Consider the following 19,430-nt stretch of genomic DNA (forward strand, 5'->3'; position numbering starts at 1 on the left):
TGCGCCGGGCCGTTCGCCGTTCCGCGGTGCCCGAGGCGGTCCTCAGGCGGCCGCGTCCGTGGTCAGCAGCACCTTGCCGACGTGGGTGCCGGCCTCCAGCACCCGATGGGCCTCCGCGGCCTGTGCCAGGGGGAGGACGCGGTGCACGACGGGGCGGACGACGCCCGCCTCGATCAGCGGCCAGACGTGCTCCCGTACGGCGGCGACGATGGCCGCCTTCTCCTCCGGCGACCGCTGCCGCAGCGAGGTCGCCGTCACGGCGGCCCGCTTGGCGAGCAGCGCCCCCAGGTTCAGCTCGCCCTTGACACCGCCCTGGAGGCCGATGACGGCGAGCCGGCCGTTCACCGCGAGCGCCCTGACGTTCGGCCCCAGGTACTTGGCGCCCATGATGTCCAGGATGACGTCCGCGCCCGCCCCGTCGGTGGCCCTGCGCAGTTCCTCCGCGAAGTCCTGGGTGCGGTAGTCGATCAGGATGTCCGCGCCCAGCTCGGCGCAGCGGGCCAGTTTCTCCGGGCCGCCCGCGGTCACCGCGACCCGGGCGCCGACCGCCTTGCCGAGCTGGATCGCCATCGTCCCGATGCCGCTGGCGCCGCCGTGCACCAGCAGGGTCTCGCCCGGGCTCAGGCGGGCCACCATGAAGACGTTCGACCACACGGTCGCGGTGACCTCCGGCAGCGCCGCCGCGGTCACCAGGTCGACGCCCTTCGGCACCGGCAGCAGCTGGCCGGCGGGGACGGCCGCCTTCTCGGCGTACCCCCCGCCCGCGAGCAGCGCGCACACCTCGTCGCCGACGGTCCAGCCGGAGACGCCCGGGCCCAGCGCGGCGATCCGGCCCGAGCACTCCAGGCCGGGGTACGGGGACGCGCCCGGCGGGGGGTCGTAGAAGCCCTGCCGCTGGAGCAGGTCGGCGCGGTTGACGGCACCAGCCACCACGTCGACGAGGACCTCGCCCTCTCCGGGCACGGGGTCGGGCACCTCGGACCAGACGAGCGCCTCGGGGCCTCCGGGTTCGGAAATCGTGATCGCACGCATGGCCGCGAGGCTACTCCGCCGCCATGCCGGTCGAGGAGCCGTTCCACGCCGCGCCCTTCGGGGCCGCCACGCCGTTGGCGCCCTTCGACCGCTTGATCGCGATGACCCGGTCGGTCAGCTGGAGCGGGCTGGCCTCCGGGTCGTCGTACCCGATCAGGCGGTGGCCGCGCAGCACGCTCACCACCAGGTCCTCGGTGTCCCGGACGCTCCGGCCCGCCTCCGCCTTGGTCACCGGCCGCTCCACGATGTCGAGTCCGGTGCCCTGGTGGATCAGGTCCTCCAGTACCGTGCCCGCGCTGGGGCTCAGCACGGACAGGCCGAGCAGCCGTCCCGCGGCGCTGGCACTGGTGATGACGGCGTCCGCCCCGGACTGGCGCAGCAGCGGGGCGTTCTCCTCCTCGCGCACCGCGGCGATGATCTTGACTCCCCGGTTGAGCTGGCGCGCCGTGAGGGTGACGAGGACGGCGGTGTCGTCCCGCTGGGTGGCGACGATGATCTGGCGTGCCCGCTGGGCCTCGGCGCGGAGGAGCACATCGCTGCGGGTACCGTCGCCGACGACGCCGGTCAGCCCCTCCGCGTTGACCATCTCGATCACTTTGCTGCTCGGGTCGACCACCACGACCTGCTGTTTCTTCAGCCCCGTGGCCATCAGGGTCTCCAGTGCGGAGCGCCCCTTCGTACCGAATCCGACGACGACCGTGTGGTCTCGCAAGGCCAACCTCCAACGCTTCTGGCGCCACTCCTCGCGGGTGCGCTCGGCCAGCACCTCCAGGGTGGTGCCGACCAGGATGATCAGGAAGAGCACGCGCAGCGGGGTCACGACCAGCACGTTGACCAGCCGGGCGCTGTCGCTCGCCGGCACGATGTCGCCGTAGCCGGTCGTCGAGAGCGTCACCGTGGCGTAGTAGACGGCGTCGAGGGCGCTGACCTGCCCGTCGACGTTGTCCTTGTACCCGCTGCTGTCGGCCACGACGATCAGCACCGTCACGAGCAGGACGAGAAGGGCGAGTGCCAGCCGCTGGCCGACCTGCCTCAGCGGATGCTCGACGATCCTCCTCGGCAGGCTGACCCGGCCGGTGGCCAGCTGGTCCTCCTCATGGCTGGCACGGGCTTCCCTGCTGGGGTGTTTCACGTGAAACGCCTCTCTCGGGCCGGTGCCGCCGCGGCCGCCCACGGCAGGTCGAGGACCTCCGGCACGTCACCGGGCCGGGCGCCGCCGGGCGGCACCACGGCGAACCCGTCGGCGGCGGCGAGGCCGCGCAGCATGGCGGGGCCGGTGTAGTGGAGGGGCACGACCTGCCCGGTGCGGTGGACGACCGGCACGAGGCGGGTGTCGTGGGGATGGCCGTGCACCTCGTCGCGCAGGGGTGCCCGGCGCGGCTCGGGGGGCCGGTGCCCGACGAGGCCGCGCAGCAGCGGCTCGGCGAGGGTGAGCAGCCCGGAGACGGCGGCCAGCGGGTTGCCCGGCAGCCCGACGAGGTACCGGGACGGGGTGAGGCGGGCCAGCAGCATGGGATGCCCCGGCCGCACCCGCACGCCGTCGACGAGGAGTTCGGCGCCCGCCTTGAGCAGGACGGGGCGGACGTGGTCGACCGGTCCGGCGGCGGTGCCCCCGGTGGTGACGACGAGGTCGGCGCCCGACCCGGTGACGGCCTCGTACAGCGCCTCCGCGTCGTCCCCGATGCGCCGCACGGCGACGACCTCCGCCCCCAGGGAGCGCAGCCAGGGGCCCAGCATGGGGCCGAGGGCGTCCCGGACGAGCCCGTCGTGGGGGACGCCCGAGGCGAGCAGTTCGTCGCCGAGGACGAGGATCTCGGCACGGGGCGGCTCGACGGTGGCCAGTTCGTCGTACCCCGCGGCGGCGGCCAGGCCGAGGGCGGCGGGGGTGAGCACCGTGGCGGCGGGGAGGAGTTCGTCGCCGGTGCGGCACTCCTGGCCGCGCGGGCGGATGTCCTGGCCGGGCGCCGGCTCGTACCGGGCGTGCAGATGGCCGCCCGGTCCCGTGCCGCCGCGGCCCGCCTCGGTGCGGGCGTGCTCGGAGCGGACGACGGCGGTGGTGTCGGCGGGGACGCGGGCGCCCGTCGCGATGCGCACCGCGACGCCGTCGGGCAGTACCGGGACCCCGCCGCGGCCCGCGAGGACCGCCTCCCCCTCGCGGACCTCCCACGGCCCGGGACCGGCGACCGCCCAGCCGTCCATGGCGGCGGTGTCGAACGGCGGCAGGTCGGTGAGGGCGGCCAACGGCTCGGCGAGGACCCGTCCGAGCGCTTCGTGGAGGGGCACCCGGCGGGTCCGGGGAGTCGTGCCGCGGCCCGCGCGGTCGGCCGCGGCGCGGGCCCGGTGCCAGGGGGTGCCGCCGGGCGGGAAGGTCGCGGGAGGGCCGGCGGGGGGCCGACCAGGGCGAGGGCTTCGTCGACGCCGTCGGCGTCCTGCTCGGTCATCCCGCGTCGGCCTCGCCGTCCCAGCGGCTCGCGAGCGCGGCCGCCTTCCGGACCGCCTCCGCCACGGCCTGCGGGCCGCCCTCCGCCGTGGCCGCCGCGTACCCCACGAGGAAGGTCGTGAGCGGCGCGGCGGGCCGGGCGACGCCGTGGGCTGCGTCGCGGGCCAGGTCGAGCAGCAGGGCGGTGTCGACGTCGAGTTCGACGCCGAGTTCGGCCTTCACCGCGGTGATCCATTCGTCCAGCACGTTCCCATGCTCCCTGATGCGGGCCCGGGCCGCGGCGAGGTCTTCCCAGGTGTCGCAGTCGAACGCGGCGAGCGGCCGGGCGGGGACCCGGGCGATGTCCAGTTCCTGCGTCAGCAGACGCAGGGGCAACCCGGAGAGAGGACCGTGCTCGGTGGCGAGGAGGGCGATCTCGCGGCGCAGCGGTTCGGTGCGGTAGGCGGCGAGGAGGGGTTGGTCGCGTCCCTCCTCGTCGACGGCGAGGACGGCTTCGGCGGTCGACGCGGCGAGCGCGTCGACGAGGTGCCGCACGGCCGCTCGGTCCAGGAACGGCAGGTCGCCGCCGAGGGCGACGACCGTGTCGGCGCCGACGTGCCGCACCCCGGCGGCCAGGGCGGCGACGGGCCCGCCGCCCGGCGGTTCCTCCCGCGCCCACAGAACGGGCCGGGAGGTCGGTCGCCGGCCTCCGACCACCACGGCCCGCCCGGCGTCGCGGCAGGCGTGCAGCACCCGGTCGAGCAGGGTGCGCCCCCCGACGCTCAGGCCGGGCTTGTCCGCGCCACCGAGTCGCCTCGCGGCGCCTCCTGCCAGGACGACGGCGTCGAATCGGGTCACGTGCCCAGTATGGTCGCCGCCGGGGCGGAGCGGGACCCGGCCCCGGGGAACGGGGCCGGGTCCCGGACTACAGGGTGCGCAGCAGCACCGAGGGGTGCTCGACGCAGTCGGCGACGTACCGCAGGAAGCCGCCCGCCGTACCGCCGTCGCACACCCGGTGGTCGAACGCGAGGGACAGCTGCACGACCTGGCGGACCGCCAGCTCGCCGTTGTGGACCCACGGCTTCGGGATGATCCGGCCCACACCGAGCATCGCCGCCTCGGGGTGGTTGATGATCGGTGTGGAGCCGTCGACGCCGAACACGCCGTAGTTGTTCAGCGTGAACGTGCCGCCCGTCAGGTCGGCCGGGGACAGGGTGCCCGCCCGTGCCACCTCGGTGAGGCGGGCGAACTCCGCCGTGAGGTCCTCGGCGGAGCGGGTGTGCGCGTCGCGGACGACGGGCACGACCAGGCCGCGGTCGGTCTGGGCCGCGAAGCCCAGGTGCACCTCGGGAAGCCGGACGATCTCGCGGGCGTCGAGGTCGACGCGGGAGTTCAGCTCCGGGTAGCGGGCGAGCGCGGCCGTGCAGATCCGGGCCAGCAGCGCCAGCAGGGAGATCTTCGGCCCGCCGGCGGCGTTCATCGCGGCGCGCGCGGCCATGAGCTCCGTGGCGTCGGCGTCGACCCAGCAGGTGGCGTCGGGGATCTCCCGGCGGCTGCGGCTCAGCTTGTCGGCGACCGCACCGCGCACCCCGCGCAGCGGCACCCGCTCGGCCCCGGCCGGTGCGGGCCGCGCCGGAGCGGCGGCCTGCGCCCGGTCCTGCGCCCGGTCCTGGGCCCGTTCGACGTCGGCCCGCAGGATCAGCCCGTCCGGGCCGGAACCGCGCAGCTGCCGCAGATCGACCCCGCGCTCCCGGGCGAGCTTCCGCACGAGCGGCGAGATCACCGGCACCGGACCCTCCGCGGGCACGGCGGGAGCCGGCACGGGAGCGGGCTCCGGTGCGGGAGCGGGTGCGGTCCGGGGGGCGGACGCGGCGATCGGCGCCGCCGGACGGACCCGCCGCCTGCGGGCGGACGCCGTGCTCGTGCCGTAGCCGACCAGCACGTTCCCCGAGCCCTCGTCGGCGGGTTCGGCGCATCCCCCGACGGTGTCCGCCTGCAGGGCCGCACCGGGCTTCCCGGGCGCCGCGGAGGCGGCCGGCGCCTCCGTGGCGCCGACGGCGACGGTCAGCAGCGGGGCGCCGACCGGCAGCTCCTCGCCCTCCTCGCCGAAGCGGGCGGTGACCACGCCGCCGTAGGGGCAGGGGACCTCCACCATCGCCTTGGCCGTCTCGACCTCCACGACCGGCTGGTCGATGGCGACGACGTCCCCGACCGAGACGAGCCACCGCACGATCTCGGCCTCGGTGAGTCCTTCGCCGAGGTCGGGCAGCTTGAACTCCAGAACCTCGCTCATCGGCTCGTCGCCTCCCACTGGAGCCGGGCGACCGCGTCCAGGACGCGGTCGACTCCCGGCAGGTGATGCCGCTCGAGCATCGGCGGCGGGTACGGGATGTCGAAGCCGGCCACCCGCAGCACCGGAGCCTCCAGGTGGTGGAAGCACCGCTCGGTGACCCGGGCGGCGATCTCCGCGCCCGGCCCGGCGAAGCCGGTGGACTCGTGCACGACGACCGCGCGGCCCGTGCGGCGCACGGACGCGCAGACGGTCTCGTCGTCGAACGGCACCAGCGAGCGCAGGTCCACGACCTCCAGGTCCCAGCCCTCCGCCTGCGCCGCCTCGGCCGCCTCCAGGCAGACCGGCACGGACGGGCCGTACGTGATCAGCGTGGCGCTGCGGCCGCTGCGGCGCACCACGGCGCGGCCGATCGGCTCCACGGCGGCCGGGTTGTCGGGCGACCAGTCGGACTTCGACCAGTACAGCCGCTTCGGCTCCAGGAAGACGACCGGGTCGTCGGAGGCGATGGCGGCGCGGAGCAGCCCGTAGGCGTCGTCGACCGTCGCGGGGGTGACGACGTGGAGCCCCGGGGTCGCCATGTAGTACGCCTCGGAGGAGTCGCTGTGGTGCTCGACACCGCCGATCCCGCCGCCGTACGGAACGCGGACGACCAGCGGCATCGGCATCGCGCCGCGCGTGCGGTTGCGCATCTTGGCGACGTGGCTGAGGAGCTGCTCGAAAGCCGGGTAGGCGAAGGCGTCGAACTGCATCTCGACGACCGGCCGCAGCCCGTACATCGCCATGCCGACGGCCGCACCGAGGATGCCGGCCTCGGCGAGCGGCGTGTCGGCGCACCGGTCCTCGCCGAACTCCTTGGCGAGCCCGTCGGTGACGCGGAAGACACCGCCCAGCGTGCCGACGTCCTCGCCCATGACGTACACGGTCGGGTCCTCGGCCATCGCGTCGCGCATGGCCCGCTGGAGGGCCTGCGCCATGGTGGCGGGCTTGGCCGCCTTCTTGGCTGCCACGGTGGTCATCGGTCGTCACCTTCCGCTTCGGCGTCCAGCTCGGCCCGCAGCTGCGCGGCCTGCTCCCTGAGCTGCGCGGTCTGCTCCGCGTAGACGTGGGTGAACAGGTCCATGGGGTCGAGCACGGCGTCGGCGTTCATCCGCTCGCGCAGTCGTGCGGCCATCGTCTCGGCCTCGTCGGCCGCCTCGCGGATGCCGTCCTCGTCGATGAGGCCGCGCTCCGTCAGTTCCCGCTCCAGCAGCTCGATCGGGTCGTGCCGCCGCCACGCCTCGACCTCGTCGGCCTCGCGGTACCGGGTCGCGTCGTCGGCGTTGGTGTGGGCGTCGACGCGGTACGTCACGGCCTCGACGAGCGTGGGGCCGCCGCCGCGCCGGGCGCGGGCCACCGCCTCGGAGAGCACCTGGTGGACGGCGGCCGCGTCGTTGCCGTCGACGAGCCGGCCGGGCATGCCGTAGCCGACGGCCTTGTGGGCGAGCGACGGGGCCGCGGTCTGCTTGTGGAGCGGCACGGAGATCGCGAAGCCGTTGTTCTGCACGAGGAAGACCACGGGGGCCTGCCACACGGCGGCGAAGTTCAGGGCCTCGTGGAAGTCGCCCTCGCTGGTGCCGCCGTCGCCGATCATGGCCAGCGCCACGACGTCGTCGCCCTTGAGGCGGGCCGCGTGGGCCAGGCCCACGGCGTGCGGGAGCTGCGTGGCGAGCGGGGTGCACAGGGGGGCGATGCGGTGCTCGCGCGGGTCGTACCCGGTGTGCCAGTCGCCCCGCAGCAGCGTCAGCGCCTCGACGGGGTCCAGTCCGCGTGCCACGGCGGCCAGGGTGTCCCGGTACGACGGGAACAGCCAGTCCCGCTCCTCGAGGACGAGCGCGGCGGCCACCTCGCAGGCCTCCTGGCCCGTGCTGGAGGGGTACACGGCCAGACGGCCCTGCTTGGTGAGCGCGGTGGCCTGCGTGTTGTACCGGCGGCCGCGCACCAGCTCGGCGTAGAGCCGGCGCAGCACGGCGGGGGCGAAGCCGGCCGCCGCGTCCGTGCCCAGCACCCGGTAGGGCTCGGGGTCCGGGAGCAGCGGCGCGGGGTCCGTGCGCGGCTTCCACGCCGGCGGCGGAGTGGGTCGGTAAGAGGCCGCGCCGGGCAGCTCTTGGACCGTCATGACAGCACCTCCTCGTGGGAGTGGGCATATGCCCCGGGGACGGCGCGGGTGTGGCACGCCTCACCTACCGATTGTTCGGTCGCGGAGCCATTCTGGCTACAGGCGCCCCGACCCTGTGGACAAACGGTTTTGCACAGCCCGGGGCGAGGGCAGCCCGTCCATGAGAGAAAGGTGGGGGGATATGGACGCTGAACAAATGGCCAACGGTTGGGGGCAGGCTTCGCAGGGTGACGAGCGTGCTCCGGCGCCGCGTCCGCTCGACGCCGTCGACCGCGACATCCTGCGGATCCTTCAGGTGGACGGGCGGGCGTCGATACGGTCGGTCGCCGAGCGGGTCCACGTGTCGCGTGCGAACGCGTACGCGCGGATCAACCGGCTCATCGACGACGGGGTGATCCGCGGCTTCGGTGCGCGCGTCAACCACGAGCGGGCGGGTCAGGGGGCTTCCGCGTACATCACGCTCAAGATCGTGCAGAACTCGTGGCGCACGGTCCGCGAGCAGCTGCAGACGCTGCCGGGCGCGGCGCACATCGCCCTGGTCAGCGGGGACTTCGACGTGCTGCTGCTGGTGCACACGCCGGACAACCGCAGCCTGCGCGAACTGGTCCTGACCAGGCTCCAGGCGATCCCGGAGGTGCTGTCCACGCGCACGCTGCTGGTGTTCGAGGAGACGGAGCTCAACCGCAGGTTCGCGGCCGACGGGGTGTAGGGGCCCGGCGGCCGGGACGGAGCGCGGGAGGCCCCGCCGGGACGCGCCCTTCCCGGGTGGCGGGGGCGTCCCGGCGGGGGGCGGCCCGGTCCCCCGCCGGGAGGGCCTCAGCGGCTGGTGCGCAGCCCCTCGAAGGCCAGGCGGACCAGCGTGTCCGCCACCTGCCGGCGGCCGATCCCGTCGCCGGCCTGGGGGCGGTACCACTCGACGAGCGAGTTGACCATGCCGAACAGCAGCCTGGTCGCGATCCTTATGTCCACGTCGGAGCGGAGGTCCCCCTCCGCCGCCGCCGCCTTCATCAGATCGGCGATGCGGTGGTCGAACTCGCGGCGCCGCTCCAGGGCCCAGCGCTCGGTCCGCGTGTTGCCGCGCACCCGCAGCAGCAGCGTCACGTACGGCAGTTCGTCGATCAGCACCTCGACCGTGCGCCGGGCGACGTACTCGACCCGCTCGACCGCCCGGCCGTGGGTGGCGGGCTCCTCGTCGAGCACGGCGAACAACCCGTCCAGGGCGCGGCTGACCGCCCGTCGCAGCAGCTCCTCCTTGCCGGTGACGTGGTGGTAGATCGAGGACTTGGAGATCCCGGCGGCCCTGGAGAGGTGCTCCATCGACGTGCCGTCGTAGCCGCGCTCGTTGAAGACCCGGACGGCGACCGAGAGCAGCGTCTCGGGCGTGTAGGCGTCGCGCCTGACGCCCGTCACCGCTCGCTCTCCCGCTCGTCCTCGGCGTAGGAGTGGCGGTAGAGCGCCAGGGAGGGCGCGTAGCGTCCCGAGGGGTCGCGCTGGTGGAGTTCCTCCAGGATGCCGTACGCCCAGCTCCTGCCGAGCCTGCGGCTCCACTCGAGGGGACCCAGGGGGTAGTTGACGCCGAGCCGCATCGCGGTGTCGACGTCCTCCTCGGTGGCGACGCCCTTGGCGACCGCGTCGTGCGCGAGGTCGATGAGCCTCGCCACGGTCCGGGCGACGATCATGCCCGGCACGTCGCCGATGACGCTGACCTTCTTGCCGAGCGCCTGGAAGAGGCCGATCGCCTGGTCGAGGGTCTCCTGCGAGGTGTCGGGGCCCGCGGCGAGCGCGATGCGGGTCGCCCGGCGGTAGTCGAGGGCGAGGTCGAAGTAGACGACGTCGCGGAACTCCACGGAGGTCTGGCCGTCGGCCGGCACCAGCTGGCCCCCGCTGGGCAGCTCCAGGCGCGTGCCCCGGTCCTCCTCCTCCTCGCGGAGGGGGATCCCGGCCTCGCGGATCAGGTCGAGCACCTCGCCGCAGGGCGCGAGGTCGCCCTCGACCACGACGTACGCGGGCGGGTCGGCCGGCTCGGCGGTGTGCGGCTCGGGGCGGTGGACGCCCCGGTCGTCGTAGGAGTACCAGCCGCGGCCCGACTTGCGGCCGAGCATCCCGGCCTCGACCAGGCGCCGCTGGGCGAGCGAGGGGCGGAACCGGGGGTCCTGGAAGAACGCCTCCCAGACCGAGGTGGTCACCGCCTCGTTGACGTCGTGGCCGATGAGGTCGGTCAGCTCGAAGGCGCCCATGCGGAAGCCGCCGGACTCGCGCAGGACGGCGTCGATGGTGGCCGGGTCGGCGCCCTGCTCCTCGTACACCGCGAACGCCTCGGCGTAGAAGGGGCGGGCGAGGCGGTTGACGATGAACCCCGGGGTGTCGGCGCAGGCCACCGGGGTCTTGCCCCAGGCGCGGGCCGTCTCGTACGCACGCGCGGCGAAGGCGGCGTCGGTCGCGAAGCCGCTGACGATCTCGACGAGGGGGAGCAGCGGCGCCGGGTTGAAGAAGTGCATGCCGACGAAGCGGCCGGGGAGGCGCAGCGCGCCGCCGACGGCGGTGACGGAGAGCGAGGAGGTGTTGGTGGCGAGCAGGCAGTCGTCGCCGACGACCTCCTCCAGCGCGGCGAAGAGCTCCCGCTTCACCTCGAGCCGCTCCACGATCGCCTCGACGACGAGCGCGGCGTCGGCCAGCTCGTCGAGGGAGGCGGCCGGGTGGAGGCGCGCGGCGGCCGCGTCCCGCTCCTCCGGGGTGAGGCGGCCCTTGGCGACCAGCCGGTCCAGCCGTCCGACGACGGACTCGGCGGCCTGCTCGGCCCGGCCCGGCACGGCGTCGTGGAGGCGCACGGGGTGGCCCGCGACGAGCGCGACCTGCGCGATGCCCTGGCCCATGGTCCCCGTGCCGACGACGGCGACCGTCCGGTCGCGTCCGACGGCGGTGCCGGCCGCCCGGCCGGTGGTCTCGGTGCCGGTCATGTCAGTGATCCTCCCCGCTGGGTTCTCCACAGGTCCGAGAGACCCCCTTGTCCCGACCGATCGTTCGGTTACTCTAGCTCTGTCCGCCTGTCCCTGCCCAGCTCATCGAGGAGTTGGTCCGCCATGGCCGCCGAGCAGCTGACCCCCGCCCACCTGTCCGAGAGGCACCGTCCCACGCTCGACCAGGCGCTGGAGGCGATCCGTACGCGTGCCTACTGGTCGCCGCACCCGGAGCACCCCAAGGCGTACGGGGAGAACGGCTCGCTGAGCGCCGCGGAGGGCCTCGCCGCCCACCGGGCGGTCCTCGGCTCCCGCTTCGACCTGGACCAGCCGGGCACGGACGGCTGGACCGGCGGGGAGGTCTCCCCGTACGGCCCGGCGCTCGGCGTGGAGTACCCGCACGTGGACGCGGACGTGCTGCTGCCGGCGATGCGCGCCGGCATGGGCGCCTGGCGGGACGCCGGCGCGGACACGCGCGCCCTGGTCTGCCTGGAGATCCTCGCCCGCATCAGCGCCCGCACGCACGAGTTCGCGCACGCGGTGATGCACACCAGCGGGCAGGCGTTCATGATGGCGTTCCAGGCGGGCGGCCCCCACGCGCAGGACCGCGGCCTGGAGGCGGTGGCCTACGCGTACGCGGAGCAGACGCGGACGCCCCTGGAGGCCGACTGGTCCAAGCCGCAGGGCAAGCGGGACCCGCTGGAGCTCCGCAAGACCTTCACCCCGGTCGGCCGCGGCGTCTCCCTGATGATCGGCTGCAACACCTTCCCGACGTGGAACGGCTACCCGGGCCTGTTCGCCTCCCTGGCGACCGGCAACGCCGTCCTGGTCAAGCCGCACCCGCGCGCCGTGCTGCCGCTGGCGCTGACGGTGCGGATCGCACGCGACGTGCTGGCCGAGGCGGGCTTCGACCCGAACCTGGTGGCGCTGGCCGTCGAGCGCCCCGGCGAGGGCATCGCCAAGGCGCTGGCCGTCCGCCCGGAGATCCGGATCATCGACTACACGGGCTCGACGTCGTTCGGCGACTGGCTGGAGGCCAACGCCCGCCAGGCGCAGGTCTACACGGAGAAGGCCGGCGTCAACACGATCGTCGTCGACTCCACCGACGACTACAAGGGCATGCTGGCCAACCTGGCCTTCTCCCTGTCCCTGTACAGCGGCCAGATGTGCACGACCCCGCAGAACCTGCTGATCCCGCGCGGCGGCATCACGACCGACGCCGGCCCCAAGTCGTACGACGAGGTGGTCGCCGACCTCGCCGCCGCCGTGAGCGGCCTGCTGGGCGACGACGCGCGGGCGAACGGCCTGCTGGGCGCGCTGGTCAACCCGGACGTGAAGGCCCGCCTGGAGGCGGCCGCCGACCTGGGCGAGGTCGCCCTGCCGTCCCGCGAGGTCGTCAACCCGGACTTCCCGGACGCCGTGGTGCGCACCCCGCTCGTGGTCAAGCTGGACGGTTCCAAGCCGGACGCCGAGGCCGCCTACATGTCGGAGTGCTTCGGCCCCGTCTCCTTCGCCGTGGCCGTGGACTCCACCGCCGACGCGCTGGAGCTGCTGCGGCGCACGGTCCGCGAGAAGGGCGCGATGACGGTCGGCGCGTACACGACGTCCCCGGACGTGGAGCGCGCGGTCGAGGAGGTCTGCCTGGAGGAGTCGGCGCAGCTCTCGCTGAACCTGACGGGCGGCGTCTACGTCAACCAGACCGCCGCGTTCTCCGACTTCCACGGCTCGGGCGGCAATCCGGCCGCGAACGCCGCCCTGTGCGACAGCGCCTTCGTGGCCAACCGCTTCCGGGTGGTGGAGGTCCGCCGCCCGGCGTGACCCGGCGGCACGCGGCGCCTGGTACGTGATCCCGCGTACGGACATGTTCCAGGCGCCCCGCTCCCCCGCCCCTCAGGCGGGGGAGTCCCCGATCTCGGCGTACCGCTGGATCCAGGCGTGCATGGCGATCGCGGCGGCGGCCCCGGCGTTGATGGAGCGGGTCGAGCCGAACTGGGCGATGGAGCACACCGTCCGGGCGTGCTCACGGGCCTCCTCGGTGAGGCCCGGCCCCTCCTGCCCGAACAGCAGCACGCAGCGGCGGGGCAGCTCCGTGCGTTCCAGCGGCACCGCGCCCGGCAGGTTGTCGATGCCGATGATCGGCAGGCCCTCCGCCTCGGCCCAGGCCGTCAGCGACGCGGTGTCGGGGTGGTGGCGCACGTGCTGGTACCGGTCGGTGACCATCGCGCCGCGCCGGTTCCAGCGGCGGCGGCCGACGATGTGCACCTCCTTCGCCAGGAAGGCGTTGGCGGTCCGGACGACCGATCCGATGTTGAAGTCGTGGCTCCAGTTCTCCACGGCCACGTGGAAGTCGTGGCGGCGGGTGTCCAGGTCGGCGACGATCGCCTCGCGCGTCCAGTACCGGTAGCGGTCGACGACGTTGCGCCGGTCGCCCCCGGCGAGCAGCTCGGGGTCGTAGCGCCCGTCCTGCGGCCAGGGCAGGGGGTGCGGCCCGACGCCGACCTCGGAGCCGTAGCCGTCGTCGTACTGGAGGGGGACGTCCGTCCGGGTCTCGCTGTTCACCCGACGAGGGTACGGGGGGCCGGCGCGTCCGGGACGGGGTCCCGTCCCTCCCTTCCCGTCGCGCGGCCGGGCCGCAGCCGCCTCCCGGCGCGGCGGACCCGGCCCTCCAGCCACAGCAGGAAGACCGTCGGCAGGAACACCGCGTCCGCGGTGATCATGGCGAGGGAGAAGGCCGGCAGCCCGAGCAGCACCGCGATCCCCGCGTGCTCCATCATCATCACCGCGAGCAGCACGTTCTTGACCCTGCGGTTGAACAGGGTGAACGGGAAGGCCACCTGCACGATCACGGTGCCGTAGGTGATGATCATGACCACCAGGCTGGCGCCGGCCAGCAGACCGGACAGGGCGGGCCACGGGCTGAAGTAGTCGAGTTTCAGCGGGTAGTACAGGGCGGTGCCGTCCTGCCACCGCGAACCCTGGATCTTGTACCAGCCGGCCGTCGCGTAGATCAGGCACACCTCGGCCATGATCACCGCGAGGGTGGCGTTGTGCAGCAGGTTGGCGAGGACGTCGAGCAGGACGCGCGGCTGGCCGGGGGCGATGCGGCACACCAGCCACCACGCGCCCTGGGCGAGCCACAGCAGCCACAGCAGCGCGACGATCCACGGCTCGCCGCTCCTGTCGTGGAACAGCAGGACCGCCACCAGGCCGAAGCCCAGCACCGACCACAGCACCACTCCCGCCGGGTCGGTCCCGGCGCCCGCGGGGCGGCGGGACCGGCGGCGCGCGTCCAGCGACCAGACGCGCCCGCAGCGGGTGAGGACGAGGTAGATCGCCATGAGGTGGATGACGTTGTCACCGCCGTCGCCCATGAAGACGGAGCGGTTCTGCAGCGAGAGGACCCCCACCATGAACAGCGCCGACGTGGCCCGGGTGCGCCATCCGACCATCAGCAGGGCACTGGAGAGCACGGCGCCCGCGTAGACGGCCTCGAACCACAGGACGGAGTCCGTCCACACCAGGACGGTGAAGGAGTGGTTGTCCGCGATCAGCTGCCGCGCCATGTGCCAGCCCCACGGGCCCTGGGGCCCGTACAGCTCGTGGCGGTGGGGGAACTCGCGCAGGAGGAAGACCAGCCAGGTCGCGGCGAACCCGATCCGGACGACGGCGCTCTGGTAGGGGCCCAGGGCGGTTCCGGTGAGCCGCTGGACGGCCCTGGCGAGGCGCTGGTCGGGGCTCTCCCGGCGGTCCGCGTGCCGGGGTGCGCTGCTCGGGTTCACCGGTCTCCCCCCGCCGTCCGGCCGCCGGTGACGCCGCCCGGCAGATCGGCGGCGGTCACGGTCCACCAGGGCAGGATCCGGTGGTACGGCCGCGTGTCGGTCCGCTCGCGGCTCCACGGCGGAGCGGCCACGTTCGTGGTGGTCGAACGTATCTGTATCCGCTCGACCCTCCCGCCCAGCCGGTGCTCCTCCAGCCGCATCATGGCGATGCGCCGCACGTAGCGCTCGGAGAGGCCGGCGCGCAGGGGGTCCGCCGGGTCGCCGTCGTGCTGGTTGGCGTAGAAGTCCCAGGCGCGGCGCAACTCGTTCTGCTGCGTGTGGCTGGGGAAGGGGTTGCCGCGGATCGCCGCGGCGTCGTCGGCGGTCAGGTCGATCCACGGGGTGACCTCGCGGACGCCGCCGTCCACCACCTCGGCGCGGACCTGGACCGCGACGTTCTGCTGGAGCGGGTTGGGCGCGAAGAGCTTCCAGTTCTGCTCGAACTCCGGCATGACCCAGTCGTCGACGGTCTCGCCGTGCTGCTTGGACAGCGTGTTCGACGGTGCGACGTGCAGGAACACCACGCCCACGTGGAAGCAGGCGACCAGCCCGATCACCGCCAGGGCGACGGCTCCCACCACCTGGTAGGGCAGGGAGAGCGCCGCCAGCCCGGTGCGATCGGGGCCTTCCGCGCCGGCAGCGTCCCCGGCACGTCCGCGCCGCTCGTCGTACGACTCCATCCCGCCCCGCTCCGCGTCTTCCCGCCCCGGTTGTCCACAGGGTTGACACCATACGGGCCGTCGACTCACCATTGAAGCCATTCAACCGAACGATCGGTCGGTAGGGGGCCCGATGACGGCAGTGACTGCGGACTCGCAGGAGGCTTACGAGGCGGTGTTCGACGCCGCCGTCGCCGCCGACGAGCGCATCGAACCGCGCGACTGGATGCCGGAGGCATACCGCGCCACGTTGATCCGGCAGATCGCCCAGCACGCCCACTCCGAGATCATCGGCATGCAGCCCGAGGCGAACTGGATCACCCGTGCGCCCTCCCTGCGGCGCAAGGCGATCCTCATGGCCAAGGTGCAGGACGAGGCGGGCCACGGCCTGTACCTGTACAGCGCCGCCGAGACCCTGGGCGTCAGCCGGGACGAACTGCTGGACAAGCTCCACTCGGGCCGCCAGAAGTACTCGTCGATCTTCAACTACCCCACGCTGACCTGGGCCGACGTCGGCGCGATCGGCTGGCTCGTGGACGGCGCCGCGATCACCAACCAGGTGCCGCTGTGCCGCTGCTCCTACGGGCCGTACGCCCGCGCGATGGTCCGGGTGTGCAAGGAGGAGTCCTTCCACCAGCGCCAGGGGTACGAGGCGCTCCTCGCCCTCTCGCAGGGCACGCCGGCCCAGCACGAGATGGCGCAGGACGCCGTCGACCGCTGGTGGTGGCCGTCGCTGATGATGTTCGGTCCGCCCGACGACGAGTCGGCGCACTCCGCGCAGTCCATGGCCTGGAAGATCAAGCGCCACTCCAACGACGAGCTGCGCCAGCGCTTCGTCGACATCTGCGTCCCGCAGGCCGAGTCGCTGGGCCTGACCCTGCCCGACCCGGACCTCCGGTGGAACGAGGAGCGGGGCCACTACGACTTCGGCGTGATCGACTGGACCGAGTTCCGCGAGGTCCTCAAGGGCAACGGCCCCTGCAACGAACAGCGGATCACCCAGCGCCGCCGTGCTCACGAAGAGGGCGCCTGGGTGAGGGACGCGGCGGCGGCGTACGCCGCGAAGCACAGCGATCGGAACAAGGGCGACGAGTCCGGGGACACCGGGGAGGCGACGGCATGACGACCAGCGACTGGCCGCTGTGGGAGGTGTTCGTGCGCTCGCGCCGCGGGCTGTCCCACACCCACGCGGGGAGCCTGCACGCCCCGGACGCCGAGATGGCCCTGCGCAACGCCCGCGACCTCTACACCCGGCGCAACGAGGGCGTGTCCATCTGGGTCGTCCCCGCCGCCGCGATCACCGCGTCGTCACCGGACGAGAAGGACCCGTTCTTCGAGCCGTCCGCCGACAAGCCCTACCGGCACCCGACCTTCTACGAGATCCCCGAGGGGGTGCAGCACCTGTGACGGCCTCCCTGAACACCGCCGCCCTCGCGCTCGGCGACGACGCGCTGGTGCTGTCCCACCGACTGGGCGAGTGGGCGGGCCACGCGCCCGTGCTGGAGGAGGAGGTCGCCCTCGCCAACATCGCGCTGGACCTGCTCGGACAGGCCCGCGTCCTGCTCTCCCTCGTCGGCGACGAGGACGAGCTGGCGTTCCTCCGCGAGGAGCGTGCGTTCCGCAACGTCCAGCTCGTCGAGCAGCCGAACGGCGACTTCGCCCACACGATCGTCCGCCAGCTGTACTTCTCCACCTACCAGCGCCTGCTGTACGGGCGTCTCGCCGCCGCCGACGTGCGCCCGGACGACGAGGCCCACGAGGCTCTGCGCGGCCTGGCCGCGAAGGCGGTCAAGGAGGTCGCCTACCACCAGGACCACGCCGAGCAGTGGACGCTCCGCCTTGGCGACGGCACGCCCGAGAGCCATGACCGGATGCGGACCGCCTGCGACGCGCTGTGGCGCTTCACCGGTGAGCTGTTCCAGCCCGTCGAAGGCCTCGACGTCGACTGGCGGGAGCTGGAGGCCGACTGGCTGACCTCGGTGTCCGCCGTGCTGACCCGGGCGACCCTCCCCCTTCCCGAGGGAGCCCGGACGACCGCGTGGAGCGCGGGCGCGGGCCGGCAGGGCGTCCACACCGAGTCGTTCGGGCGGATGCTCGCCGAGATGCAGCACCTGCACCGCAGCCACCCGGGAGCGTCATGGTGACCATGACTCCGCTCGAAGAGGAGCTGAGCCGGCTGGCCGGTTCGGTGCCCGACCCCGAGATGCCCGTGCTCACCCTGGAGGACCTGGGTGTGGTGAGGGGCGTACGGGTCCTCGGTCCCGGCAAGGTGAAGGTCGAGCTGACTCCGACGTACACGGGCTGCCCGGCGATCGAGGCCATGTCCTCGGACATCGAGCGGGTCCTCCACGACCGGGGCGTCGAGGAGGTCTCGGTCGTCACGGTCCTCTCCCCCGCCTGGTCCACGGACGACATCAGCGACGAGGGCCGGAGGAAACTCGCCGAGTTCGGCATAGCACCGCCCCGTCGGCAGCAGTCCGACGGACCCGTGCCGCTCACCCTCGCCATCCGCTGCCCGCACTGCGGCTCGACCGACACCGAGCTGCTGAGCAGGTTCTCCTCGACCGCGTGCAAGTCGCTGCGCCGTTGCGCCTCCTGCCGCGAACCCTTCGACCACTTCAAGGAGTTGTAGATGTTCCATCCGCTCCGGGTGAGCGAGGTCGAGCGGCTCACGGACGACTCGGTGGCCGTCACCTTCGCCGTCCCGCCAGAGCTGCGGGAGGCGTTCCGCCACACCCCCGGCCAGCACCTGACGATGCGCCGGACCACCGCCGAAGGCGAGGAGATCCGGCGCACGTACTCGATCTGCTCGCCCGCCGCCGCCCCCGGTGAGGACCCGGTACTGCGCGTCGGCATCCGGCACGTCGAGGGCGGCGAGTTCTCCACCTACGCGCTGAAGGAACTCGCCGTCGGCGACACGGTGGAGGTCATGGAGCCGATGGGCAGGTTCGTCCTGCCGCCGCGGCCCGGGCACTTCGCGGCGATCGTCGGCGGCAGCGGCATCACCCCCGTGCTGTCGATGGCGGCGACACTGCTGGCGCGGGAGCCGCAGGCCCGCTTCTGCCTCGTGCGCAGCGACCGCACGGCCGCGTCGACGATGTTCCTCGACGAGGTCGCCGACCTCAAGGACCGCTACCCCGACCGCTTCCAGCTGGTCACGGTGCTGTCCCGGGAGGAGCAGCAGGCCGGGCTGCCGTCCGGTCGGCTCGACGAGGAGCGGCTGTCCCGCCTCCTGCCGGCGCTGCTGACGGTGGACGAGGTGGGAGGCTGGTTCCTGTGCGGCCCGTTCGGGCTGGTCAAGGGCGCCGAGCGGGCACTGCTGGGCCTGGGCGTGCCGAAGAACCGGGTCCACCAGGAGATCTTCCACGTGGAAGACGGCTCGTCGGCGACCCGTCGCCCCACGCCGGGCGAGGTGCCCGCCGCCACGCTGACCGCCACTCTGGACGGCCGGTCCGGGACATGGCCGGTCCAGGAGGGCGAGTCCCTGCTGGAGACCGTGCTGCGCAGCCGGTCGGATGCGCCGTACGCCTGCAAGGGCGGCGTATGCGGTACGTGCCGGGCGTTCCTGGTCTCGGGTGAGGTCCGGATGGACCGCAACTACGCGCTGGAGGCCGAGGAGACGGACGCCGGCTATGTGCTGGCGTGCCAGTCGCATGCGATGACGCCGGAGGTCGAGCTCGACTTCGACCGGTGATGCACGACGGCGGTGACGGTGTCCGCGACACGGGTCGCACACCGTCCCGCCGGGCCTCGCCGTCCCGCCGGGCCTCGCCGTCCCGCCGGGCCTCGCCGTCCCGCCGGATCGCTCCGGGCCACCGGGCGGCGCCGGAGCACGAATCGCACCGCCCGCCCGGCCGCGTCGGACCATCGGACCGCTCTGGACCTCACCGCCCCGTCGCACCGTCCCGCCGGATCGCTCCGGGCCACTGGCGTGTCCCCGTGCCCGCCGTCCCCGTGCCCACCCAGCCGCCCCGGATCGTCAAGCGCCCTCCGGGCCCGGCCGCCCCGCTCCCGGCCGCCCCGGGGCACCGGACTCCACTCGTGGCCCGCCGGGAGCCCACCGCCGGGGCCGTCGCCTGGGGCCGTCCGGGTCCTTC

Annotated in this window: 18 protein-coding genes and 1 pseudogene; 7 read left to right on the forward strand and 12 right to left on the reverse strand. The window is 73.7% G+C overall.

Annotated elements, in window-relative coordinates; genetic code table 11:
* Window positions 1-42 precede the first annotated feature (42 nt).
* From MW084_RS13700 to pdhA, 7 genes and pseudogenes are all read right to left on the reverse strand, one after another.
* The gene (locus tag MW084_RS13700; protein ID WP_010473579.1) at window positions 43-1,032 is read right to left on the reverse strand and encodes an NAD(P)H-quinone oxidoreductase; all 990 of its coding nucleotides are present in this window, start codon (window positions 1,030-1,032) and stop codon (window positions 43-45) included.
* A gap of 10 nt (window positions 1,033-1,042) precedes the next feature.
* Window positions 1,043-2,164, reverse strand: coding sequence for a potassium channel family protein (locus MW084_RS13705; RefSeq protein WP_050986832.1), 1,122 nt, complete (start codon window positions 2,162-2,164; stop codon window positions 1,043-1,045).
* Window positions 2,161-3,534, reverse strand: a pseudogene (locus MW084_RS13710) (molybdopterin molybdotransferase MoeA); the annotation flags it as partial. The gene MW084_RS13705 and the pseudogene MW084_RS13710, both read right to left, overlap by 4 nt.
* Complete coding sequence (locus MW084_RS13715) at window positions 3,470-4,309, reverse strand: NTP transferase domain-containing protein (RefSeq protein WP_010476710.1); 840 nt, start codon at window positions 4,307-4,309, stop codon at window positions 3,470-3,472. The gene MW084_RS13715 and the pseudogene MW084_RS13710, both read right to left, overlap by 65 nt.
* A gap of 67 nt (window positions 4,310-4,376) precedes the next feature.
* Window positions 4,377-5,744 carry a dihydrolipoamide acetyltransferase family protein gene (locus MW084_RS13720; RefSeq protein ID WP_275563612.1) on the reverse strand — a complete coding sequence of 456 codons (1,368 nt, stop codon included), beginning with the start codon at window positions 5,742-5,744 and terminating at the stop codon, window positions 4,377-4,379.
* The gene (locus tag MW084_RS13725) at window positions 5,741-6,760 is read right to left on the reverse strand and encodes an alpha-ketoacid dehydrogenase subunit beta (RefSeq protein WP_010472918.1); all 1,020 of its coding nucleotides are present in this window, start codon (window positions 6,758-6,760) and stop codon (window positions 5,741-5,743) included. The genes MW084_RS13720 and MW084_RS13725 overlap by 4 nt, the downstream gene beginning before the upstream one ends.
* Window positions 6,757-7,899 (reverse strand): pyruvate dehydrogenase (acetyl-transferring) E1 component subunit alpha, encoded by a 1,143-nt coding sequence (pdhA, locus tag MW084_RS13730; RefSeq protein WP_010472916.1) that lies wholly within the window; start codon window positions 7,897-7,899, stop codon window positions 6,757-6,759. The genes MW084_RS13725 and pdhA overlap by 4 nt, the downstream gene beginning before the upstream one ends.
* A gap of 181 nt (window positions 7,900-8,080) precedes the next feature.
* Here pdhA and MW084_RS13735 point away from each other — a divergent pair, with 181 nt between their 5' ends.
* Window positions 8,081-8,608, forward strand: a complete 528-nt coding sequence (locus MW084_RS13735) for an Lrp/AsnC family transcriptional regulator (protein ID WP_372499247.1) — start codon at window positions 8,081-8,083, stop codon at window positions 8,606-8,608.
* A 107-nt stretch (window positions 8,609-8,715) separates the two neighbouring features.
* On the opposite strand, the gene MW084_RS13740 is transcribed toward MW084_RS13735, so the two are convergent.
* Both MW084_RS13740 and MW084_RS13745 read right to left on the reverse strand, forming a co-directional pair.
* Complete coding sequence (locus MW084_RS13740; RefSeq protein WP_010472913.1) at window positions 8,716-9,309, reverse strand: TetR/AcrR family transcriptional regulator; 594 nt, start codon at window positions 9,307-9,309, stop codon at window positions 8,716-8,718.
* Window positions 9,306-10,856, reverse strand: a complete 1,551-nt coding sequence (locus tag MW084_RS13745; RefSeq protein ID WP_010472911.1) for a 3-hydroxyacyl-CoA dehydrogenase — start codon at window positions 10,854-10,856, stop codon at window positions 9,306-9,308. The genes MW084_RS13740 and MW084_RS13745 overlap by 4 nt, the downstream gene beginning before the upstream one ends.
* Before the next feature lie 123 nt (window positions 10,857-10,979).
* Between MW084_RS13745 and paaN the strand changes: the two genes are divergently transcribed.
* Window positions 10,980-12,674 carry a phenylacetic acid degradation protein PaaN gene (gene paaN, locus MW084_RS13750; protein WP_010472908.1) on the forward strand — a complete coding sequence of 565 codons (1,695 nt, stop codon included), beginning with the start codon at window positions 10,980-10,982 and terminating at the stop codon, window positions 12,672-12,674.
* Between the two features lie 72 nt (window positions 12,675-12,746).
* Here paaN and MW084_RS13755 read toward each other — a convergent pair whose 3' ends face one another.
* From MW084_RS13755 to MW084_RS13765, 3 genes are read right to left on the reverse strand one after another with little or no spacing between them, the layout of a single operon-like run.
* Complete coding sequence (locus MW084_RS13755) at window positions 12,747-13,415, reverse strand: TrmH family RNA methyltransferase (protein ID WP_010472907.1); 669 nt, start codon at window positions 13,413-13,415, stop codon at window positions 12,747-12,749.
* Entirely contained in the window at window positions 13,412-14,635 is a 1,224-nt protein-coding gene (locus MW084_RS13760) for an HTTM domain-containing protein (RefSeq protein WP_010472905.1), read from the reverse strand. The genes MW084_RS13755 and MW084_RS13760 overlap by 4 nt, the downstream gene beginning before the upstream one ends.
* A complete protein-coding gene (locus MW084_RS13765) occupies window positions 14,632-15,354 on the reverse strand; it encodes a DUF5819 family protein (RefSeq protein WP_010472902.1) in 723 nt (240 codons plus the stop codon). The genes MW084_RS13760 and MW084_RS13765 overlap by 4 nt, the downstream gene beginning before the upstream one ends.
* Before the next feature lie 112 nt (window positions 15,355-15,466).
* On the opposite strand from MW084_RS13765, the gene paaA reads away from it, so the two are divergent.
* Genes paaA through MW084_RS13790 form a run of 5 tightly spaced genes read left to right on the forward strand, consistent with a single transcriptional unit; the run spans window position 15,467 to window position 19,027 of the window.
* Window positions 15,467-16,456 (forward strand): 1,2-phenylacetyl-CoA epoxidase subunit PaaA, encoded by a 990-nt coding sequence (gene paaA, locus MW084_RS13770; RefSeq protein ID WP_050986813.1) that lies wholly within the window; start codon window positions 15,467-15,469, stop codon window positions 16,454-16,456.
* Window positions 16,453-16,740, forward strand: a complete 288-nt coding sequence (paaB, locus tag MW084_RS13775) for a 1,2-phenylacetyl-CoA epoxidase subunit PaaB (RefSeq protein ID WP_010472899.1) — start codon at window positions 16,453-16,455, stop codon at window positions 16,738-16,740. The genes paaA and paaB overlap by 4 nt, the downstream gene beginning before the upstream one ends.
* Complete coding sequence (gene paaC, locus MW084_RS13780) at window positions 16,737-17,477, forward strand: 1,2-phenylacetyl-CoA epoxidase subunit PaaC (RefSeq protein WP_010472898.1); 741 nt, start codon at window positions 16,737-16,739, stop codon at window positions 17,475-17,477. Before paaB ends, paaC begins: the two co-directional genes overlap by 4 nt.
* Window positions 17,471-17,965, forward strand: coding sequence for a 1,2-phenylacetyl-CoA epoxidase subunit PaaD (gene paaD, locus MW084_RS13785; RefSeq protein WP_029553663.1), 495 nt, complete (start codon window positions 17,471-17,473; stop codon window positions 17,963-17,965). Before paaC ends, paaD begins: the two co-directional genes overlap by 7 nt.
* Window positions 17,966-19,027, forward strand: a complete 1,062-nt coding sequence (locus MW084_RS13790) for a 2Fe-2S iron-sulfur cluster-binding protein (protein WP_010472894.1) — start codon at window positions 17,966-17,968, stop codon at window positions 19,025-19,027.
* The last annotated feature ends 403 nt before the right edge of the window (window positions 19,028-19,430 follow it).

The organism is Streptomyces sudanensis (assembly GCF_023614315.1).
GTDB classification, from domain to species: domain Bacteria; phylum Actinomycetota; class Actinomycetes; order Streptomycetales; family Streptomycetaceae; genus Streptomyces; species Streptomyces sudanensis.

What these genes read in the sequence shown, in the direction of transcription:
- MW084_RS13725 (WP_010472918.1), bottom strand. Translation starts at nt 6,760, where the DNA reads ATGACCACCGTGGCAGCCAAGAAGGCGGCCAAGCCCGCCACCATGGCG.
- paaN (WP_010472908.1), top strand. Translation starts at nt 10,980, where the DNA reads ATGGCCGCCGAGCAGCTGACCCCCGCCCACCTGTCCGAGAGGCACCGT.
- MW084_RS13720 (WP_275563612.1), bottom strand. Translation starts at nt 5,744, where the DNA reads ATGAGCGAGGTTCTGGAGTTCAAGCTGCCCGACCTCGGCGAAGGACTC.
- paaB (WP_010472899.1), top strand. Translation starts at nt 16,453, where the DNA reads ATGACGACCAGCGACTGGCCGCTGTGGGAGGTGTTCGTGCGCTCGCGC.
- paaD (WP_029553663.1), top strand. Translation starts at nt 17,471, where the DNA reads ATGGTGACCATGACTCCGCTCGAAGAGGAGCTGAGCCGGCTGGCCGGT.
- MW084_RS13765 (WP_010472902.1), bottom strand. Translation starts at nt 15,354, where the DNA reads ATGGAGTCGTACGACGAGCGGCGCGGACGTGCCGGGGACGCTGCCGGC.
- MW084_RS13700 (WP_010473579.1), bottom strand. Translation starts at nt 1,032, where the DNA reads ATGCGTGCGATCACGATTTCCGAACCCGGAGGCCCCGAGGCGCTCGTC.
- MW084_RS13735 (WP_372499247.1), top strand. Translation starts at nt 8,081, where the DNA reads ATGGACGCTGAACAAATGGCCAACGGTTGGGGGCAGGCTTCGCAGGGT.
- MW084_RS13790 (WP_010472894.1), top strand. Translation starts at nt 17,966, where the DNA reads ATGTTCCATCCGCTCCGGGTGAGCGAGGTCGAGCGGCTCACGGACGAC.
- paaA (WP_050986813.1), top strand. Translation starts at nt 15,467, where the DNA reads ATGACGGCAGTGACTGCGGACTCGCAGGAGGCTTACGAGGCGGTGTTC.
- MW084_RS13745 (WP_010472911.1), bottom strand. Translation starts at nt 10,856, where the DNA reads ATGACCGGCACCGAGACCACCGGCCGGGCGGCCGGCACCGCCGTCGGA.
- pdhA (WP_010472916.1), bottom strand. Translation starts at nt 7,899, where the DNA reads ATGACGGTCCAAGAGCTGCCCGGCGCGGCCTCTTACCGACCCACTCCG.